This window comes from Candidatus Lokiarchaeum ossiferum (genome assembly GCA_025839675.1).
Lineage (GTDB): Archaea > Asgardarchaeota > Lokiarchaeia > Sigyniarchaeales > Promethearchaeaceae > Lokiarchaeum > Lokiarchaeum ossiferum.
The window spans coordinates 2488074-2506405 of record CP104013.1 but is presented as its reverse complement, the minus strand read 5'-3'; the positions used below and the strand labels follow the sequence as shown (position 1 = coordinate 2506405).

Below are 18332 nucleotides of genomic sequence, written 5' to 3'. Positions count from 1 at the left end.
AAAATCCATTAATGGGAGATTATTTTAAAGGGTTGATTATTTGAAATCTTCCTCCAAAAAAGAGGAAAAAGATAAAAAATAAATTTCTAGACGTTGATGATGAAATATGAATGGGCAACCAGACCAACAGGAAAACCAAGTCCATCTTTGTAAAAAATGTAACCGATCAACCCCCCATTCACTATGTGAAAACTGTAATTCATGGGTATGTGATTATTGTTCGTTTGGATGCTCAAATTGCGAGAAAGTCATTTGTTCAGATTGTTTAAAAGTTGTGCTGGCTGAAGAATATGACGTCGTGGGATCTTCGTGCCCCTACTGCGAAGGTATAGGGAAAATTAGGAAAGTCAAGATTCGCAATTACCATTCTCCTAAAAAATCCTTGAAAATTCGAATTTTGGGGTTGATTTTTTGGTTATTTCCGGCTGGAGTCGTAGGAATATTAAACTTTTTCTTCCTTACAGAAATTTTGCCATCAGAAGACCTCGCCCCGATATTATTTACGGGAGTCATCATAGGCATATTTAATCTCGCTATTTTAGGCATGCTTCCGAGAATTATTCGTGGTAATTTCAACCTTTCCGCCGGAGTTAGTTTTGATGATGGTGATTGGGACTAAAATGGAAGTAAGAATTGTTGAAATTTCCCTAAATTTTAGAGAATATTAAATGCTAAACGTAATCCTGTGATTAGTGCGATGATTCCGAGCATTTTCCGGAGCATTGTACTGTTCAATTTAGGTGCTAAGCGGCTCCCCAAAAATGCTGCTATTAATGCTACGATTCCTAAAGGGATGGCATAATCCCACCAGATGTTTCCTAAAGATATATGGGTAACTGCTCCAAAAATATTGGTCATAAACATAGCAAGCGAAGATGATCCTGCCGCATAATTCATTGGTATTCCAATTGAAATCATGGAGGTTGTATCAACTGTACCTCCTCCGATTCCAACCATTCCCGTTATTAAACCTCCCATAAACGAAGAAAAAATGACTACAATCAAGTTTTTACCTGTCCACGCAAATGAGAAGTCTGGTTCATAAAAATTATCATCTTCAGCCTCTTGGTTAGCAATACTTGCAGATCGTTTTTGTATCGACTTTTTCGTCAGTACCACGATTGCTAATACTATGATTCCACAACCACAAATGAACTCTAGCACTGCTGTGGGGGCAATTTTGGTTAATAGTGCGCCAAGAATTATTCCGGGGATATCAAAGACATTATAGGCTAAAGCTAACTTCCAATTCACTGATTGTCTGGACCAATATCCCATAGTTGCAGCGAAAGTACTAATACTCATTGCAAAAAGGGATGTTCCAATTGCGATAGAGGGAGGGATTTCAAAGACTAGAATAAGCATGGGAACTACTAACATCCCACCTCCCAATCCAACCATCGACAGGAAAAAATAAATTGCAAAGGATAAAATAAGAAGAAGTGCTAGTGAAATGATTTCCATATGAGAGAACTCCCAGATTAATTATAATTAGAACACCATTTCATTAGAATTATGCTGGATTTAGAGCTCAAAAAACCAAGAAATAAAGCTCCCAATAAATCGATCCAACTAACTAAAAATAATTTTTATCTGAAAACCCACTTAACTTAAAAAAGAGGATGTTTAATTTAACATTCTGCTACTTTTTGAGCATTTTTCTTAGTTTTTTGGTCTTTTTGGATTTGTAGCTCTTGTATTGGTAAGTATTTTGGTTTTAGAATGTAGTCGGGACAATCAATACTGACTTTAAGTGGAGCTGCGGAATGATTCTGATTGCATGAATAAAATGAATAATGATCACATGTCTTGCACAGTTGTTCAGTGATATCTGAGATAGATACTCCAAGTATTGATTCTATACCATCATTACGACCCATGAGTTATAATGCGACTCTCTCCATTTAAATCTATCAGAAAAAATAAGCAAAAATAAAATAAAAATTAAAACAAAAACTAAATCTGGCAAGAAATCACCAGTAGAATGAGACATTTTGAGGATTTATAGAAGGAAATATGAAAAAAATGAATACTTTTTTTAAACACTTGACTATTATCTTGAACCGTTTTTTTAAACTATAATTATTTTCTCATCATTTCTTTGCTTACTAGTTTTATGCAATGAGATTGTCATTTTACTTGAATTTTTCTTTCTGAATAAAGTTTCAAAGTCAAGCTAATAGTTCCTACGAGTGCAACGTACAGCAAACCTATAAAACCTCCAATACTTGCATCTATGTCACCCATAATACCTCCAGAACATTTTCCATAGTAATCGACACGATAGGTCATGGGCAAAGCTGATGCGCCTGTCCCGCCTTTGGGACGATACAAGATGGTATAATTGTCACACTTTGAGATGCTGTAGGTTAAATCAGTGGCTTGATAACAAGATCCCCCTGCAATTTTGTAGCTATCGTAACTTGTTTTATTTTTATATAAATAGTAATTCGATAAGTCCAGAACCCAAGCTTCTACTTGGTAGACCGAGGGAACTTGAAAATGGAATAATATTTTCGTGTCTACCGTGAAATTTGACTGGATTTCATAAAAGTGATCAATTAAAACGATTTTATCTTCTTCCATTGTAGATCCAAGAAATTCGGAATCAGAAGAATCGACTGTTGAAAATTCAAAGTCTGAATCCTTATTACACTCAGCTGAATCAATAGTAGAAGTATCAGTGTTTGAATCGTCACTCACTTTGCTGCTATCAATAATTTCAAAATAATCACTCCACCCTTCCTCTTCCGAAGGCCAAGCTTCAAGCTTGATACGATAATTTGTACCAGGTACCATGGTAGAGGGGCTAGTGAGATCGACTAATTCTGATGTTTCGTAATCTCCAGCCGATCCCAAATTACCTTCATACGATGTTCCTTTATACAGATAGATAGTCACCATGTTATCGCCTTGCGATTCCCAACTGACTAAATATCCATTGGGGTGAGCTATATCCCAGATTGAATTTGAATTGGGGTTATAGACTGTCAAAGTTGAAGATTTTGGTTCCGCACTTGTTTTCGGTATCCAAATTATCAAATATATAAAAATCAGAAAAAAAATGATTAGTTTTTGAGGGTAGCTTGATACTTTTTTTACTTTTTTTAAAGTCATCATCTTATTCTCACTCGTAATAATTTTGGTAAATTTGATCTTATTAAATTTTGTATGTATGCTTACAATTTAGTGATAAAAATATATATTCATTATTAACTTAAATAGCATAATTGAACAAAAAATTCGATAATAAGTGGCTTCCATGATAAATTTCGACCTCTGAAGGGTTTAGGTATTAATCCGTCTATAATATAATTAGAACACCTTAATTGAAGACCACCAAAAAATGTCTATTGATGATTTCATTAATTTCAACTCACACTCGTGAGAAAAGAAGAACTAAAAATATATTAAGTAATGCTTAAATTGAATTTTGAATCCTAATTGTTCATACAAGTGGATTGCTGCCGTGTTCTGAGCTCGAACTTGGATTATTATGTGATCTGTGCAAGATGAAAGCCAATTTATCGTATATTTAAGAAGCGATTTTGCTCTCCCTTGTCGTAAGTAATCTGGGTGGGTTCCCAATGTATTAATTTTTCCTATTCTATTATAATTCCAAGCAGTAATGGCCGAAGTAAGTATATTATTCTCAATTATCCCGAAAGCTTTGTGAGTATCATCAAGTTGAATTTCAGAAGCATTAGATTTACTAAAATGAACTGGATCAGATTTGCGAAAAAGTGATGCAATATGTTCTTTCTGATGCTCACCCAATGAAATTGACTCGTATTTACAAGAAAGTTGTTCTTTTTGACCTTGCAGAATCATCCTATAACGCACTGCTTCTTTTTGATAGTTTGAATAACGATTTTTTATCTGTGTTTTGTGTTTGCTCTGAGCAGTAATTATTTTCAAATTAAGTTTCAAATCATCTAGAAAATCTAAAAAACATGTCGTTGCTTCACTAGTTCCCTCGATTTTAACATATTGATTTTTCAGAATGAAGAATACTCCTTTAGTTTCATTCTCCTTGTTGATTGCAATAAACAATCGAAAATCCGGGAAATTTGTTTTATAATCATAGATATAATAGAAAAATTCACATTCCCTTCCATGAACATAGTCGAAGAAGCGGGTTTCATTTGCTTTTGTAATTAGCTGAATCTCCATTTTTTTCACACAACTAATATTTAGATGGAATAATTGATAAATTTGAATAAAAAAGTTTTTTTTAAGGCTGATCTTAAAATATTTATTGATTTTTCTGAAATTCTTGTTTTGTGGAATAATCTCTGTAATCAAGATATAAGTAAGTATCCTGGGATTCAAATTTAAATGATATCCTTAACTGTTCATTATAATAATAATCTTGAAAATCCGTGGTAATCAATGGTAACCCCATATTTTTCCTAATAAGAAGTATTTTTCCATCCTTTTCTTGAATAGAACACCCTCCGTAATCTCCGACCATTTTCTGAATTAATTCCTTAGGGATTTGCTTTTGGTTATACATTGCATTTACAAATTTCTTCTCAAACCCAAACAAAGTTCGTATCCTTGGATTTTCTATTTGAGCTTCGATTTGCTGGAGGAGATCAATATGGGCCGTCTCTAAAGCAATTTCTTGCTTAACTGATATATCTGGTGTTACTCCAACCTGTTCCCAGTTAGTGTTCGTAATGGCATTGATGGGTCTTCCCACGGGGATGCTGATAAGGAAATTATCATCAATAGCGAATTGCTTTGGATTATTCGCAGCTCCGCGGGTTTGTTCTCCGACAATTTTAGCTCGCTTATGAGTTTGCATCGTATATGCAAGATCTTCTGCTGCAGAAGCAGATCTCCTACTAGTTAGAATTGAGATTGGCTTATGGATTCCTTTTTTAGATCCTACTAAGGGAAGGGTCCACATTTGCTGCATTTCTCCAGTATCTTTATCTTCAAATGTGTAAAGTAATTTTCTTTCATTACCAAAAAAGTAACTAATAATAATTTGGACAAATTCGGCATGGCCTCCACCATTATTTCGGACATCAAATATAATTCCGAGTGTATTTTCTAAAAATTTCAATCCTCCTAAAATAGTTTCTCCAAACAGTTCCGGCTCGGGAAATTCATCTAAGCGAATATAACCAATATTACCTGGTAATCTCCGTACTTCAACCAAGTTCCCGTTTCGATATCGTTGAAGATCAAAATAATCTTGCGTTTGTACTTCGGAGTTTGTAGGATCTTCTTGACATGCTGCACATAACTTTGCCTTTTCGGGATTGTATTCAAGGAAAAAATGTAAATCATTGGAAAAATTTTGTAATTCTTCAGTAAGAGTTTGAGCAAATTTAAGTGGTGTGGTGAAATATGCATGATTTTTATTAAAAGTAGATGAAGATAGATGAATTGCTAATTTATCTGCCATATCTGGAAAAATATATTTATTTTTTACTAATTTTCCTAGTTTCTGTAACAATTCAGCTGGTTTTGCGGGTGTCCAGTAATTTCCTATATTATTTATATCATTCTCATTTTTTGAGATTAGTTCTTGCATTGTAAGAATTAATAAATTATTCTAGTATTAAAATATTTATATGAATAAATTTCAAGATCTACTCACCTACGAACAAAAAGCCGTTCAAATTCTCACAAAGACAGAGCTAAATCTTCTGTTGGATACTAATTATTCCATGATTTTTAAATTTCTTCGGAATTCCCCGAAAACTATTGAAGAAATCATGGAAATTTTTAAAGAAACTCCATCCCCGAAGTCAAAAAAGACTTTATACCGTTATCTAAGTTTTCTCACGAAGAAAGGACTAATAAATATTGCCGGGAAACGTGTAGTGGTCCATCCGGATCAAAAGCTCTCCAGTTTTAACTTATATATCCGCTCCGCCAAATTTTATTTGAGTCATAAACATATTTCAAATGATACTCGAACGGATCCAGAAGTCAAACAAATTATCACCCAATACTCTACTGGAATGCAGTGCTTCCTAGAGATTCTTTTAAAAACAGAGTTCCAATCGACTCGTTTTTTAGAGCAGATGACTAATCTCATTATCAAAAAGGAAAATGCTCTAATGGAATTGTTACAAACGATTCCGATAGAAAAACTTGAAAAAATCAAAAACATTGAATATTTAGAATTGAATCGTGTATTGGAATCGGTTTTATGGGTGAATATGATTTATAATACGCCGGATATTCATGAAAAAGTTATTAAACTTCTCCAAAAAACTGAATAAAACATTGCCAGATATTTTTGAAGACATTGAGAAAAAGATTAAAATTGAGGAAGAACCATATTTCAGTCTGAGCAAAAATCATGAACTCAAATTGGATTGACGAACATAAAAAACTGTTCATTATTGGACTTGTTGCTATTAGCTTTATCATTTTTATTGTAATTATTGTGTTAATTTTAGTTAACTGGAGGATTTTGGCAGCTATTGGTTTAGTTGCACTTTTTGTGGGTATTCCCGTTTTTTTTCAAACCTATTTCAAGAAATTGTATTATTTTACTAAAAATCGTAATTATTACCCAAATAAGAATGAAATTGATCCCTTAATTCAAAAATATAAGATTTTAGTGGCCGTCATTGTGGTTGAGACGTTTGTAAATCCTCCCACCTTTTATTTTGTCTTCAAACGGGCACTTAATAATGAAGACATCTTTCAAATAGATTGGCTTTCCCAACTTGATCTTGATATCGCACCATTTCTCATAACACTAATTGCGGCAATTCCTTTTATTATTGGAAGTTTGATATTTCACTTCGTTAACAAGAAATATGATTTTGTAGGGGAAAAAAGAATTGAAACTCGATTAAAAGAAACAATAAATAATGCAAAAAACTCAAATTCCTAGAAATCGACCTAAGAAGTGTTGATTACTATAATAGTTCTATGGCATTGTGAATCCGATCTAAACCTTCTTTCAAAATATGTCGAGGATAACCTATACTTAATCTCTGAAAACCTTCCCCGTTTGCGGTAAAATCACCTCCATCATAGGAAATGATACGAGCCTTTTTCAGGAGATAATTAAAGACATTATTCGGTGCTATTGGAATCTTTCGAAAATCCAGCCAAATCACCGGTGTTCCTTCTCGCTGAATGAGATCAATGTTCAGGGAATGTTCGCTTAGATATTCCTTGACAAAATTGAAGTTTTGGTCTAAATATTGTGTCAATAAATCGACCCAAGGAGCACAATGATCATAGGCTGCTTGCATTCCATGAATCCCAAAAACATTCGGTGCATAAATAAACTTCTTATCATAATACTCGAAGAAGGGTTTTCGAAGTTCCGCATTTTTTATAAAGATATTTGCGATTTTTAGTCCTGATGTATTGAAAGTTTTCGTCATTGAACTTAAAACGATTGATTTAAGTTCATCATTCGAAGAAATTGCTGCTATCGAGGTATATTTATGGCCTTTCGAGAGTAAATCACAATGTATTTCATCGGATATAATCATAACGTCATAATTCATGCACAAATTTCCCAATTGGGTCAATTCTGCATGAGTCCACACACGTCCAATTGGATTGTGGGGATTGCAAATAATTAAAACTTTAATCTGATGGGTTTGAAAGATTTTCTCTAAAGCTACAAAATCCATTAGATATTTCTTTTTTTCATAATATAGGGGGATCATGACCAGATTTCGATTTTGATCCGAGACGGCTTGCGCTAATGGGTGATATATGGGTGTAAAAATCGCGATTTCCTCTCCTGCTTTAGTATAAAATTGGATCGCATTTCGTAAACTGAATATTACTCCTGTTGAGTATAGAATTTCCTCTGAATTATATTTGATATTATGCCGAGATTGATACCAATTGATCACAGAGTCATAATAATCTGATTTCACCAAAGTGTAGCCATAAATTTCATGTTTACTGCGATTTTGCACACACTCTACTATTGGATATGGGCAAATGAAATCCATTTCTGCATGGTTGAACGGGAGAAGATCTGCCGTCTTAAAGCGTTCAATCATATAATCGGGGTCCCATTTAATGGATTTTGTGGGTGTTCGATCCAAATATTTATCAAAAAGGTCCATCGAAAATTCCATGATAGAAAATAACATTGGAATTCAAATAAACATCTCGAAATATTTTAATCAATTAGATAGGTAATTGAATAAAAAAGAAGTGACATCTAAGAATTTATTAATGTGGATTGTCACGTTGTAATCGGTCACCGCATGAATTTATTTTGTCTTTTTGGATGGTGAACTCTTTGGAGTTTCACCTTGATTTCGCCCCTTTAAGGGGTTTATCTTTTACAAACCGGTTTGGTTTGCTGTTCATGCGGGACCTCTTCTGGGATAATTTTGTCTTTTTGAATGGTTTTGTAAACCTTAATATCACTCTCCTGGTTTTTAGGAATTATGAATAATTTTGAGCCTTTCCAATTTAGGATTGCTCTATTACAAATATAGGTTGGCCCATATATAAGTATTTTAGAAAAATTATCCGCCAGTAGCATGAAGTAAACAGATATACTAGAAAAATTATCCGCTTACCAAAAAAAGTATAAAGATATTGTGCTTTTTTATTCTATAGTCACAATTTTGTATTTAAAATGCAAAATTACCTTGAAGATTGGATTGCGAGTATTTTGTAGTTTATTATGAGTATCGAATTTCTGAAGAATTGATCCTCAAAAATGCGGATTTGGTGTGTTTTTTCTCCATTAATATTTTCAAATGATTAGCAGCGTTCAGTGATGTTGAAAACGGGATGCCTCCCAATTCTTTCACCAAAGAAAACAATTCCTTATCAAAAATTCTGACATAAACTTTTATAAATCCATAATTTTGAACCAGATTTGTCAAAAGGATTAAAGATCGTGTAAATTTTTCTTCATTATTCCAACAAATAAAACATTGGGTTACTTTTCGTAATTCTACACTATTCTCGAGATACTCCAGAGTACAATCGGCTGTATTCAAAGTTGAAATTTGCGATTGTTCCTTCCTGTTAGGATATTTTTCATCTTTAAAATGATCAACCATAATAACTTGACGCTTTGGGCGATTACCTATAAGTTCTGCAATTTTTTGCCCCATATGATTATTTCCAATAACAAGTGCTGTTCCATAGATTGATTTGGACCATCGATCAATATCCTGGATCGTCCAATCCGATGTTGAAAAGATAGTTGCTTTTACCGGTGCACGTTGTAGGAATTGTGCTAGTTTTTTTTCAAAAACTCGAGCAAATATTTCGCAATCGGGGTTTAGCTTCCTTATTCGATAAGCTATCGTAATGGTTTCTCTTGTATCGTTAGATAAAATGATTGCTTTCTTACAATTTAGTATTCCTGTTTGAATTAAGTTGTTTTTTTCAGTAGGATCCCCAATTACAACTGGTTCTCCACTATTTACTAATTCATCAACATTTTCGGTGTTTTGGTCAATGATGGAGTATGCTTCTCCTGCAAATTTTAAATTTTGATAGATCCGTTCTCCAAGATGATTATAACTAATAATCACAGTATGATCTTTTTGAATTTGGGCATAAATTTGACATGTGGTGATTGGATTATATTTTTCCATGAGACTGCTTAGGATGAGGGCAATAATAACTTGAGATATAACTATGGTCCATAGCATAGTGTAGATTTGCGAAAACATTGAGGGTGTTTGAGGATCTATAATACCAAAAATTAGGAGTAATAGAGTATTGATATCTGTTGACGATTCAGTAATCGCAAAATAGATTAAACCCATTAAAAAGAATAGGAAACAGATAAGTAGAGGTACCTTAATCTGTTTTATTTTTAATTTAAACGTTATGAAGTGTTTATTAGGTGGCATTTTATTATCAAAACCTGATGTAAATATGGAGCGATTGAGTTTATCTCCAAAATTCATTTTTTCCGTTCGACATGTATCTTTATACAATTCACCTATCTATTTCTCCCCCTAGAGTATCTCAAGGCAACTCATGGTACCATATGTTTTAGGGCTTATTGCTTGCACAATACTTATAAATGACTGGACGAATATGTAATTATGGAAAAATGGTCCACTGACTCTCAAAGATTTGTAGAACCACATTTAACACAGAGTTCGACTAATGAAGGAGGTTCTCAAGAAGAAATTGGGGAATATGCATCTGGGGGTTCAGAAGAAAGCTATCAAGAGCCCGCAATGGTTAAAGATGTAAATGGGCCAACTAAAAATTTATTTGCCATCATTATTATATTGGGAATCGGATTTCTAATTACTTTAGGCTTTACGAATGATATTCGGTATTTGTATATCATCGGTTTATCTCTTTTGGGGCTTATAATTCTTTCAGCAATTGCCGGAATTCTTAGAAGTGGAAATGTTAGTTTTTGGGAAATTTTTTTGGTGCGGGATCTCATTGAAATATTGGGTTATATAATAATGGGGATTATACATTTAGTCATCTCAATTATTTCGGATTCCTAAGTTTGAATTCGTGAAGTAATTGTTTTGTCTTTTTTATCGTTTTTATTGTTGAACCGGCCATTATCAATAAATGGGTCTAAGTTAGATATTGAACTTGAGTTTTGAAAGTATGAATGTGGGGTGAAAACTTAGAATCAGTAGGTTTTTTTTCAAATTTCAAGCAATCTTCTTCCAATTCTTCTTTTTTATTTGAAAAAGCTTCAAAACACGCATGTTCATACATGGTAAGAATTTGTGGAAACATAGTTAATACTTAGTTATCAGTCTATAAAAATATTTTGAAATTATAAAATTGGGCTAAGACTCGATTAGTGGCATGTAAATGTGTTTATCATTTATAATAATCTTGAAAAAGATATAATATATCTTAGAATTATTTGAATATGAATTATAAAATATTTTATGAATTAATAAGTCTTGAATGTAGTATTCACACTAAATTAGAAAATTGTGGTATTTCATTTATTTTTTAGATACCTTAGAAACTTCATTTAAATATTATTTTAAACCTATTCAAAAACTTGTGAAATGAGTTAAAAATCCAAATATGTGTTGATTTCTGGTGAAGACTAGTTTTGGGTCAAAAAGAATAAAAAAAAGAATAAAAGGCGCATAACTTTCTTAATGTTTTGCGTATTTTGCAAGATTTTTCCTTTTCAAATTAGACCATACTCCAATAAAAGCGTAAAATAGAAAAAGCGTCAAGAAGAAGTACATTTCCATATTAATTATCATATAGATCATACAAATACCACTACAAATAATGCATGCTAAATGTGGAATTTTAAATTTTGGCCGATAAAATGAAAAAGTCATAACATTTCCTAATATAACAAGTGTTATCGCTACATAATTATTTAAACTCAGCATTTCTCCAAAAAATGCAATAGTTGCTATACTTGCTCCAAAAATTGAGAAAATTAGTGGAAGCAATGCATTTTTTTCCTTTCTAATTACAAATTCACAAAAAGGGCAGATGTTCAATTTTTTGTTAATATTTTTTTCACATTGGGGGCAAGGGGCCATCATTATTTAATAATCTCCTTAATATTCCTCAAAATCATACTATATTATATATCTGTAAATAAAATACAAATTTGAATATATGCAAATCGAAAAAGAATCCTAAACTAATAATAATGAACTTCTTAATTTTTTAGAATTTTTGATGATCTTCAATAGATTCCTTTAAATCTTGAGTTAAACTTTCAAAAATATTGAAACGTGCTTTTTTTAAAAAAATCGCACCTAACTGGGAGACGTCATTCACGCTTTCAAACTCTTTAAAAAAAATGGTTTCCAATTTATCACGATCATATAAAAGAGGGCTCATTCTTTTTGGAAAGACATAGCAAATTATGACGAATATATTTCCCTCATTTCTCTCAGATATTTGAGTTGTATCTTTTAACTGGGTTGTATAAACAATTGCCCGGAGAAATGTTTCTCCAAATGGAAATGGACCAAAAAAACCTTTGTGGTACTTATGCCCTTGGCCAAAGTTAATCGTATACAGCAACCCCATTTGCATTACAATGTTATACCACTGAGGATCATTAATATCTAAATTATCTACCGCGTTAATCATTGTTCCCGTTTTTTCATGAATTTTATAAGTAACAATAAAGGTTTCTTCTACATCTTTCTTGGTTAAAATATTTTTAATGAATGAGGAAGTCACTTTCCTTAGATCTTCTAATGCTATGGATAACGTAAATCTTTGTTGTTGAGGTGAAATTTTTGGATATGCTGAACTTTGTTCAATGAAGGAAAGTCGTTCTTGAATTTCACGCATTTTTGTGTGCATACCAATCTTTTCAGCAATTTCTTTGGCTTTACGTAAAGATTGATTTGCTTGATCATGTTGATTTTGAGATGATAATAATACACCTTCAATTACAAGAGCTTTCAAATATCTTGGGAGCAATTGTTTTTCCTTTGTCATTTTTAAAGTTTGTTTTAAATAATCATTTGCTTTCTCAAAAAAAACGTATTTTTTATTGTTTTGGTGGTATTGCGTTAAATAAATTTGAGCAAATAACAAGCTTGCATCAGAAATCATGCATATATCTTGAGTTTTCTTTGAAATCCATAAAACTTCATTTAAAAACATGATAGCTTCATTGAAATTATTGTGATTAATATTGATTCGGGCCCGTTGAAGCAACACATTGGCATGTTCAAATTCTGATTCTCTCTCCCGGGCTAGATTATCTGCTTCCATCAAATATTCGTATGATTTGTTTAAATCTCCTAAAGATTCGTGAATCTCTGCGAGTAGCGTTAAAACATCACATTTGTACTCCAATACTTGATTTTCATTTGTAATTTTTAATGCTTTTTCTAAATCTTTTTTTGAGTCTAATATTTGGCCTTTAGCAAGCCAATATTTTGCTGAACTGTAATAAACATCAATTAAACCGAAAGGGTAATTAACTTTTTTAAGATTTTTTAAAGCTGATTTTAAATATGTGAAAGCGGTCTCAAATTGACCAAGTTCCACCCAATAGTTGGCGAAATCACTTGAAATCGTTCCAATGTGTTTTTCATCATTATGCTCTACGGCAAAGTGTAAGGCTTCTTCGAAATTTTCTTTAGCTTTTTCAAACTTTCCCATTTCACGATATGAATCCCCTAAATTCTCTTGAAAAATCATTCTGGCAAAATAATAATCATTTTTTTTGGAAATTGCTACGGCTTGTTCGTAGACCTCAATTGCTTTGGCCATATCTCCACGAGAATGGTAAATTAATCCAGAATTTCCTAAGGCATTAACGTATCTTGCTGACTCTTTATTTTCCGTTAAATCCAATGATCTATTGTACCAGTGAATCGCTTTCTCATATTCACTTTTTTGATAGTATAAAACAGCTAAAGTGTTGGAGGCTTTCGATTCTTTTTCAGCTAATTTCAGATTTTGGTATATTCCAATTGCTTCTTTTAATTTTTTTTTTCCTTCATCTAAATGGCCTGTATCTATACAGACATTTCCTACACCTTCTAACGCATCAGCATAAAGTTCTTTATTGTTAATAGTCAAAGTTTCCTGTAACATCTTTCTATATAATAAATCAGATTCTTTTACTCGAGATAATACCAAAAAACCGTATGCAAGTTGTAAATTACAAATGATTTTTTGTTCAGGAGAAAGGCTCTTTTGTTGTAGAATTTCTTGAAGAAATTTTACTTCATCAATGGGTTCTGTTTCATGCAAATTTTTAGCTTTTTCAATAAAATCAGAAAATTTTTTCTTAGAAAGCATATTGATCCTTCTCCTCAATTCCCCTTCTCAGATTAATGTATTAATCTGAAATCCTAAATATATTTCGTATTATTCAGTCGGAAGTTTTTTCTAAAAAACAGATGAAAAAATATAAATCGAGGTTTGTTTAAAAATTAAGTGACATTTCAAATTGAGGGGAAAAACTTTCAAAACCCATTTGAGTGAAGAAGTATTTTGAGCATTTTGAACTTTCATCGAGGTTAATTAAATGGATTCGAGGAGTGTTGGGGGAAAGTTCAATCAATTTCTGTAATAATTTTGATCCAACTTTCTTCTTCCGATGGGTTGGTGCTATTGCTATTTGAAGAATGCCACCTGATCGGGGTTCAATAACTCCATAACCAATAATTTCAGTTGAAAGGGAAACTGTCATAATTTTGAAACTATTTGGAAGTCTCTCTATTGAGTCTATAGAATTTTGCCATGAAGGAGTGACATCCCAGAAAGTTTTTAATAATTTCCAATCAGGATTTGTTATAATTGAGAAATTTAATTTCTTTAAAAAGTCTGAATCCGGGATGTTGAATTTTATTTTTTCCTTTTCTGCAATAATACAATCAAAATGTCGAATCACTTCAAATCCTTTACCTTTGTATAGTCTAATTGCAGGTTCATTGCCTTTCATAACTTCCAAAAGATATTGACGTACTTTATTTTGGATCAAGATAGGTGTTAAATGTTTAAACATCTCTCCTCCTATTCCTTTTCCTTGTTTTCCTTGAATTACTCCAGTTCCACAATCATATGCAGTAAGAACTCCATTCCATTCTCCAACGCCATTAAGAATGAACCCGACAAGTTTTTGATCCTCAAAAGCACCAATTGATAAATTGTAGTTTACACCACGCAATTTATTAATTTGTTCAAATCTTTCAATCGGAAATTCCATTGGAACCTCATATTCTGAGAAAGCATCATTATGGGCTTCTAAAATTTGTTCTACAGATATAGTATCTAAAGTGCGAAAATCCATAATATCCTAAATGAATCTGATTTTATAAACATTTCATAATCATTCATAATATCGAACGTTTAAGCAGTCCACAAAAATTTGCTCTTTTGTTTTACTAAACTTACTTTTCCTTCTTGGTGAAGCTTCAAAGTGTACGCTATACCCCATGTAACTGCAGGTGGGATAAAAAATCGACGCATTATTGCGCTATATCGATGAAATTTTTCATTAAATAAGTTTGTAATTTGATACACATTCATATTTTTTCCTTGAAGTTTTGTTGGGATTAAATCCAAGGTAGAATTGATCGTTTCTAAAAATTTTCTAAATCTGGCTTTTTCATCCCACCAATTAGAAATTTCCCATTCATTTGGTTGTTCTCTCCGAATATCTCCATGTCCTCGAATTGCTCGATGAATTTGGGTAGAATCGAAAGATATTATTTTTTTAATTGAATGAATCATCGCATTAAGAGAAAAAGGATTGGGATCGATCCATGGGGTATTTGGAACAAAATCTGCCAAATAGAGATTCTTTCTACTATCTAAAACTGAAATATGACCTTCAGTATGTCCAGGAGTGTGTAAAATATTTATTTTCTCATTTCCCAACCTCAATCTTATATCGTGCTTAAAAGTGCCATCGATTCGATTAGGAAATTGAATACTTTGAAAATATACATTACTGAATACTGAATAGTAAAAAGCGTATAGATTAATTGTCGATTTTTTACAGTTGTTGTAGTGCAATCCTTCCTTCCATGTTTTTGGGAGCAAAAATGGAAGACGAATTACTCGGGCATCTTTTTCATGGCAATAAGTGTTGATATGGTGAAAATTTTGTTGAACTTGGCGAATGTTTGCATAATGATCTTGATGGGCGTGTGAAATCAAGAGATATTTAACTGTTTTTAATGGTATTCGCTCTTTATTCAGAGTATGAATTAATTTATGGATTGAGGGGTTATCTTTTTTTCCACTTTCCAATAACGCCATTTCATCATCCGTTTTGATTAAGATCACGTTAGAATTAATTCGATAATGATTATTTGGGCGAAAGATGATGAAATCGGGATCCTTAATGATTTTTCCAAAATGATTAATGCGGTTTTTTTTCGATTCTCGCGACATATTCCGTTTTCGAATCCTTAATAATAAGAAATTGAAAACCCATTTACCATTTTTGGTTTTAAAAACAATAAAAAAAAAATTCAGTTATTTCTTCAAAGAAATTTTGTTGGACTTAATCAAATAAATGAAATATCCAAGTCCAGATAGCAAAATTGGAATTCCAATTGCACTACCTATAGTTATTCGTTTCATGGTTAATTTATAATTATAAATAGCCTCTCTCATTGCTAGACACGTTTCATTGGTTGGCGCTCGAGTATAGCCTCCTCCGTTCCGTCCTCCTCCTCCCCCTCCAGTAACAATGCGTCCATCGGTCACTACTCGTTCTGTGACTGTGTCTGCGCCTGCTTCTGTAACCATTGCATAACTGCCTCCAAATAGTGCCACATCCTTCCCTCGTAGTACATTATGCGCATTTGCTAAAACTGCTTGACCTATGCAAATTGTCATAAGAACTAATCCGCGATTATCTGCTGCGCGAATTAAATCTTGAACTGTTGATGAGCTTGATAATCCTTCCCAATGTCCTCCACTTGGTACGATTAAACAATCATATTGTCTGAGAGAACTTTTTGAAATACTTGGTATAGTTAAATTACATGTTTCACTCCGACTTTCCCTGTTAAAGCATCCGCTTACAGTTGTTGAAAAACTCGCCGTAGTTATACTCCAATTCCAAGATTCTAAAATATCTTTTATATCATAAAAATTCCAACCATAGCCCGTTCCAAGAAGAATTAGTGCGGAATATTCTGGATACTCTATATTTTCCTTATCATCGGCTTGAGATTCTGCCCCAGCAAAATTAAAATTCAAAAATAACGTTATTGTCAAGGACAAAATAATCACTTTCTTAATTTTTATTCTACCCATGCTTTTATTCTGATAAAAATCTTATTTAAATAATCTTAAGCTGTTCCTTTTTTCATTCATTTTTTCTTGAATACATCCCATATGTAACAAATCTGTCACCAATCGATTGAACAGAAACAATTATTTACAGAAAAATCGAAATTTAATTAGAAGTACTTGTTTTTTCAATAAATCAATTTAACTTGGCTCCATATGAAGACTCGAACATTCAAAATTGCAATCCTCGGGGATGGGGGTGTAGGAAAGACATCACTCATTCGGGCAAAATGTCATAAAAATTTTGATGATTCATCAGAAATGACAATTGGTGTAGACTTTGCGTGTGTCCCCTTTGAGGAAAATGAAGAGGATGAAGATAATTCTGCTTTTTTAGCTTTTGATTTAGGGGGTCAGCAAAGATTTCATTTTATTCATGATGCATATATAAAAGGAACTAAAGCTGCTATCATTTTATATGATTTAAGTCGTTTTCAAACCTTCGACAATATTACTACTTGGCATAAATTATTACAGAATGAAAATCCTCGAATACCGATTATAATTGCTGGAACTAAAGCAGATTTAGTAGAAAGTGATACTATTTTGGAATTCCAATCATATTGGGAAGAGATAAAATCTCAATTTTTGAATAATGATTGTTTTATTGATCATTTATTTGTTTCAGCAAAATCAGGGAAAGGGCTTAACGAATTATTCGAGAAATTACAAATAGTGACTTTGGATTCTTCAATGACAGCATAAATTTGTTAAAAAAATAAAAAATTGAACTTTATTGCTTAAGCAGTGAATTCAATTGTATTAGTAACACTATTTTTATCGATTTCAGCGATGCGGTTTAATTTTCCTTTTCGAAGAGTATGTAAGCGGAATAATCGTGAATTTAGGTTTTTATCCTTTGGAGGAAATTCAAGATCTGTAATTTCATAACTATTTGAAATAGTTATTGATTTCCACTTTGGGGGGATTTCATCCTTGAAATCTTTAGCCACCATATCAAGAACTAAATCTAAATTCTCTGGAGTGTTTGGAATTTTTAATGTGCAGAACTTTATTTTACCTCCGGGACTAGTTTCGTCGGGATTTTTACTTGATGGCCGTGGAGGCTTCATTTTCGTTTTAAGATCTACCGTTTTATCTTTCGATGCAAAGGATAATAAATTATAAACATACGGTGTTCCTTTTTCTTCTAAAGCCACTAACATCTCTTTGGCAACTGGAACGTTTGTTTTATTTATGGCGGAATAGTTCACAGCTTTCCCTTTACTCTTCACTGGATACCAAGCTTTTGAAAATCCTATTTTTTCTATCAAAGGTTTAAAATCCATGGCCCCAATGATATTTCCCTTCACCATTATTTCATCTTCAGGAATTAATTTTAACGCAATTTTGGTTGCTACATCTTCATATTCATATGAACACCAAATAGAAATTTTTGTTTTTGTTTGAGATACTTTAAATACGGGGCCGTCAAACATTCCTTTTGAATAACGAGTAAAATGCTTATGTACATCGGGGGCATCTTTCACTGGATCCTTTGGTTTTGGATTTTCAACTATTTTCATTAAGTAATGAGTCATTGTTATATTACACCTATAATCTTGGAAGCGTAGGAATTCCTATATATCTTACGTAATTGTTGA

19 protein-coding genes are annotated in these 18332 nt (G+C 32.5%); 5 read left to right on the top strand and 14 right to left on the bottom strand.

What is annotated here, in order from left to right:
- Nucleotides 1-106 precede the first annotated feature (106 nt).
- A complete protein-coding gene (locus tag NEF87_RS10420; RefSeq protein ID WP_457919747.1) occupies nt 107-619 on the top strand; it encodes a hypothetical protein in 513 nt (170 codons plus the stop codon).
- A gap of 35 nt (nt 620-654) precedes the next feature.
- On the opposite strand, the gene NEF87_RS10415 is transcribed toward NEF87_RS10420, so the two are convergent.
- The 5 genes from NEF87_RS10415 to NEF87_RS10395 form a co-directional block, all read right to left on the bottom strand.
- Nucleotides 655-1464, bottom strand: a complete 810-nt coding sequence (locus NEF87_RS10415) for a sulfite exporter TauE/SafE family protein (RefSeq protein ID WP_457919746.1) — start codon at nt 1462-1464, stop codon at nt 655-657.
- A gap of 167 nt (nt 1465-1631) precedes the next feature.
- Nucleotides 1632-1880 (bottom strand): hypothetical protein, encoded by a 249-nt coding sequence (locus NEF87_RS10410; protein WP_371806477.1) that lies wholly within the window; start codon nt 1878-1880, stop codon nt 1632-1634.
- Between the two features lie 250 nt (nt 1881-2130).
- The gene (locus NEF87_RS10405) at nt 2131-3120 is read right to left on the bottom strand and encodes a hypothetical protein (RefSeq protein ID WP_457919745.1); all 990 of its coding nucleotides are present in this window, start codon (nt 3118-3120) and stop codon (nt 2131-2133) included.
- A 279-nt stretch (nt 3121-3399) separates the two neighbouring features.
- Nucleotides 3400-4173, bottom strand: coding sequence for a GNAT family N-acetyltransferase (locus NEF87_RS10400; RefSeq protein ID WP_457919744.1), 774 nt, complete (start codon nt 4171-4173; stop codon nt 3400-3402).
- 82 nt (nt 4174-4255) lie between these two features.
- Nucleotides 4256-5548, bottom strand: coding sequence for a S41 family peptidase (locus tag NEF87_RS10395; RefSeq protein WP_457919743.1), 1293 nt, complete (start codon nt 5546-5548; stop codon nt 4256-4258).
- A 40-nt stretch (nt 5549-5588) separates the two neighbouring features.
- Here NEF87_RS10395 and NEF87_RS10390 point away from each other — a divergent pair, with 40 nt between their 5' ends.
- Together NEF87_RS10390 and NEF87_RS10385 are read left to right on the top strand one after the other, a co-directional pair.
- Nucleotides 5589-6245: a helix-turn-helix domain-containing protein gene (locus tag NEF87_RS10390; protein WP_371806474.1), complete on the top strand. Its 657-nt coding sequence runs from the start codon at nt 5589-5591 to the stop codon at nt 6243-6245.
- An 80-nt stretch (nt 6246-6325) separates the two neighbouring features.
- Entirely contained in the window at nt 6326-6868 is a 543-nt protein-coding gene (locus NEF87_RS10385) for a hypothetical protein (RefSeq protein ID WP_457919742.1), read from the top strand.
- Nucleotides 6869-6893: 25 nt separating this feature from the next.
- Here the strand turns inward: NEF87_RS10385 and NEF87_RS10380 are convergent, their stop codons facing one another.
- Together NEF87_RS10380 and NEF87_RS10375 are read right to left on the bottom strand one after the other, a co-directional pair.
- Nucleotides 6894-8084 carry a MalY/PatB family protein gene (locus NEF87_RS10380; protein WP_457919741.1) on the bottom strand — a complete coding sequence of 397 codons (1191 nt, stop codon included), beginning with the start codon at nt 8082-8084 and terminating at the stop codon, nt 6894-6896.
- A gap of 558 nt (nt 8085-8642) precedes the next feature.
- A complete protein-coding gene (locus NEF87_RS10375; RefSeq protein WP_457919740.1) occupies nt 8643-9920 on the bottom strand; it encodes an NAD-binding protein in 1278 nt (425 codons plus the stop codon).
- A 111-nt stretch (nt 9921-10031) separates the two neighbouring features.
- Here NEF87_RS10375 and NEF87_RS10370 point away from each other — a divergent pair, with 111 nt between their 5' ends.
- On the top strand, nt 10032-10454 hold the full coding sequence (locus tag NEF87_RS10370) for a hypothetical protein (RefSeq protein WP_457919739.1): 423 nt from the start codon (nt 10032-10034) through the stop codon (nt 10452-10454).
- Nucleotides 10455-10530: 76 nt separating this feature from the next.
- Here NEF87_RS10370 and NEF87_RS10365 read toward each other — a convergent pair whose 3' ends face one another.
- The 6 genes from NEF87_RS10365 to NEF87_RS10340 form a co-directional block, all read right to left on the bottom strand.
- On the bottom strand, nt 10531-10698 hold the full coding sequence (locus NEF87_RS10365; protein ID WP_457919738.1) for a hypothetical protein: 168 nt from the start codon (nt 10696-10698) through the stop codon (nt 10531-10533).
- A 377-nt stretch (nt 10699-11075) separates the two neighbouring features.
- Nucleotides 11076-11483, bottom strand: coding sequence for a hypothetical protein (locus tag NEF87_RS10360; protein WP_371806468.1), 408 nt, complete (start codon nt 11481-11483; stop codon nt 11076-11078).
- A gap of 127 nt (nt 11484-11610) precedes the next feature.
- Nucleotides 11611-13716, bottom strand: coding sequence for a tetratricopeptide repeat protein (locus tag NEF87_RS10355; protein ID WP_457919737.1), 2106 nt, complete (start codon nt 13714-13716; stop codon nt 11611-11613).
- Between the two features lie 127 nt (nt 13717-13843).
- Nucleotides 13844-14710: a GNAT family N-acetyltransferase gene (locus tag NEF87_RS10350; RefSeq protein WP_457919736.1), complete on the bottom strand. Its 867-nt coding sequence runs from the start codon at nt 14708-14710 to the stop codon at nt 13844-13846.
- Between the two features lie 59 nt (nt 14711-14769).
- Nucleotides 14770-15819, bottom strand: a complete 1050-nt coding sequence (locus NEF87_RS10345; protein ID WP_457919735.1) for an MBL fold metallo-hydrolase — start codon at nt 15817-15819, stop codon at nt 14770-14772.
- A gap of 84 nt (nt 15820-15903) precedes the next feature.
- Nucleotides 15904-16692 carry a DJ-1/PfpI family protein gene (locus tag NEF87_RS10340; RefSeq protein WP_457919734.1) on the bottom strand — a complete coding sequence of 263 codons (789 nt, stop codon included), beginning with the start codon at nt 16690-16692 and terminating at the stop codon, nt 15904-15906.
- A gap of 192 nt (nt 16693-16884) precedes the next feature.
- Here NEF87_RS10340 and NEF87_RS10335 point away from each other — a divergent pair, with 192 nt between their 5' ends.
- Nucleotides 16885-17433: a Rab family GTPase gene (locus tag NEF87_RS10335; protein ID WP_457919733.1), complete on the top strand. Its 549-nt coding sequence runs from the start codon at nt 16885-16887 to the stop codon at nt 17431-17433.
- Nucleotides 17434-17468: 35 nt separating this feature from the next.
- On the opposite strand, the gene NEF87_RS10330 is transcribed toward NEF87_RS10335, so the two are convergent.
- Nucleotides 17469-18269 carry a hypothetical protein gene (locus tag NEF87_RS10330; RefSeq protein WP_371806462.1) on the bottom strand — a complete coding sequence of 267 codons (801 nt, stop codon included), beginning with the start codon at nt 18267-18269 and terminating at the stop codon, nt 17469-17471.
- Between the last annotated feature and the right edge of the window lie 63 nt (nt 18270-18332).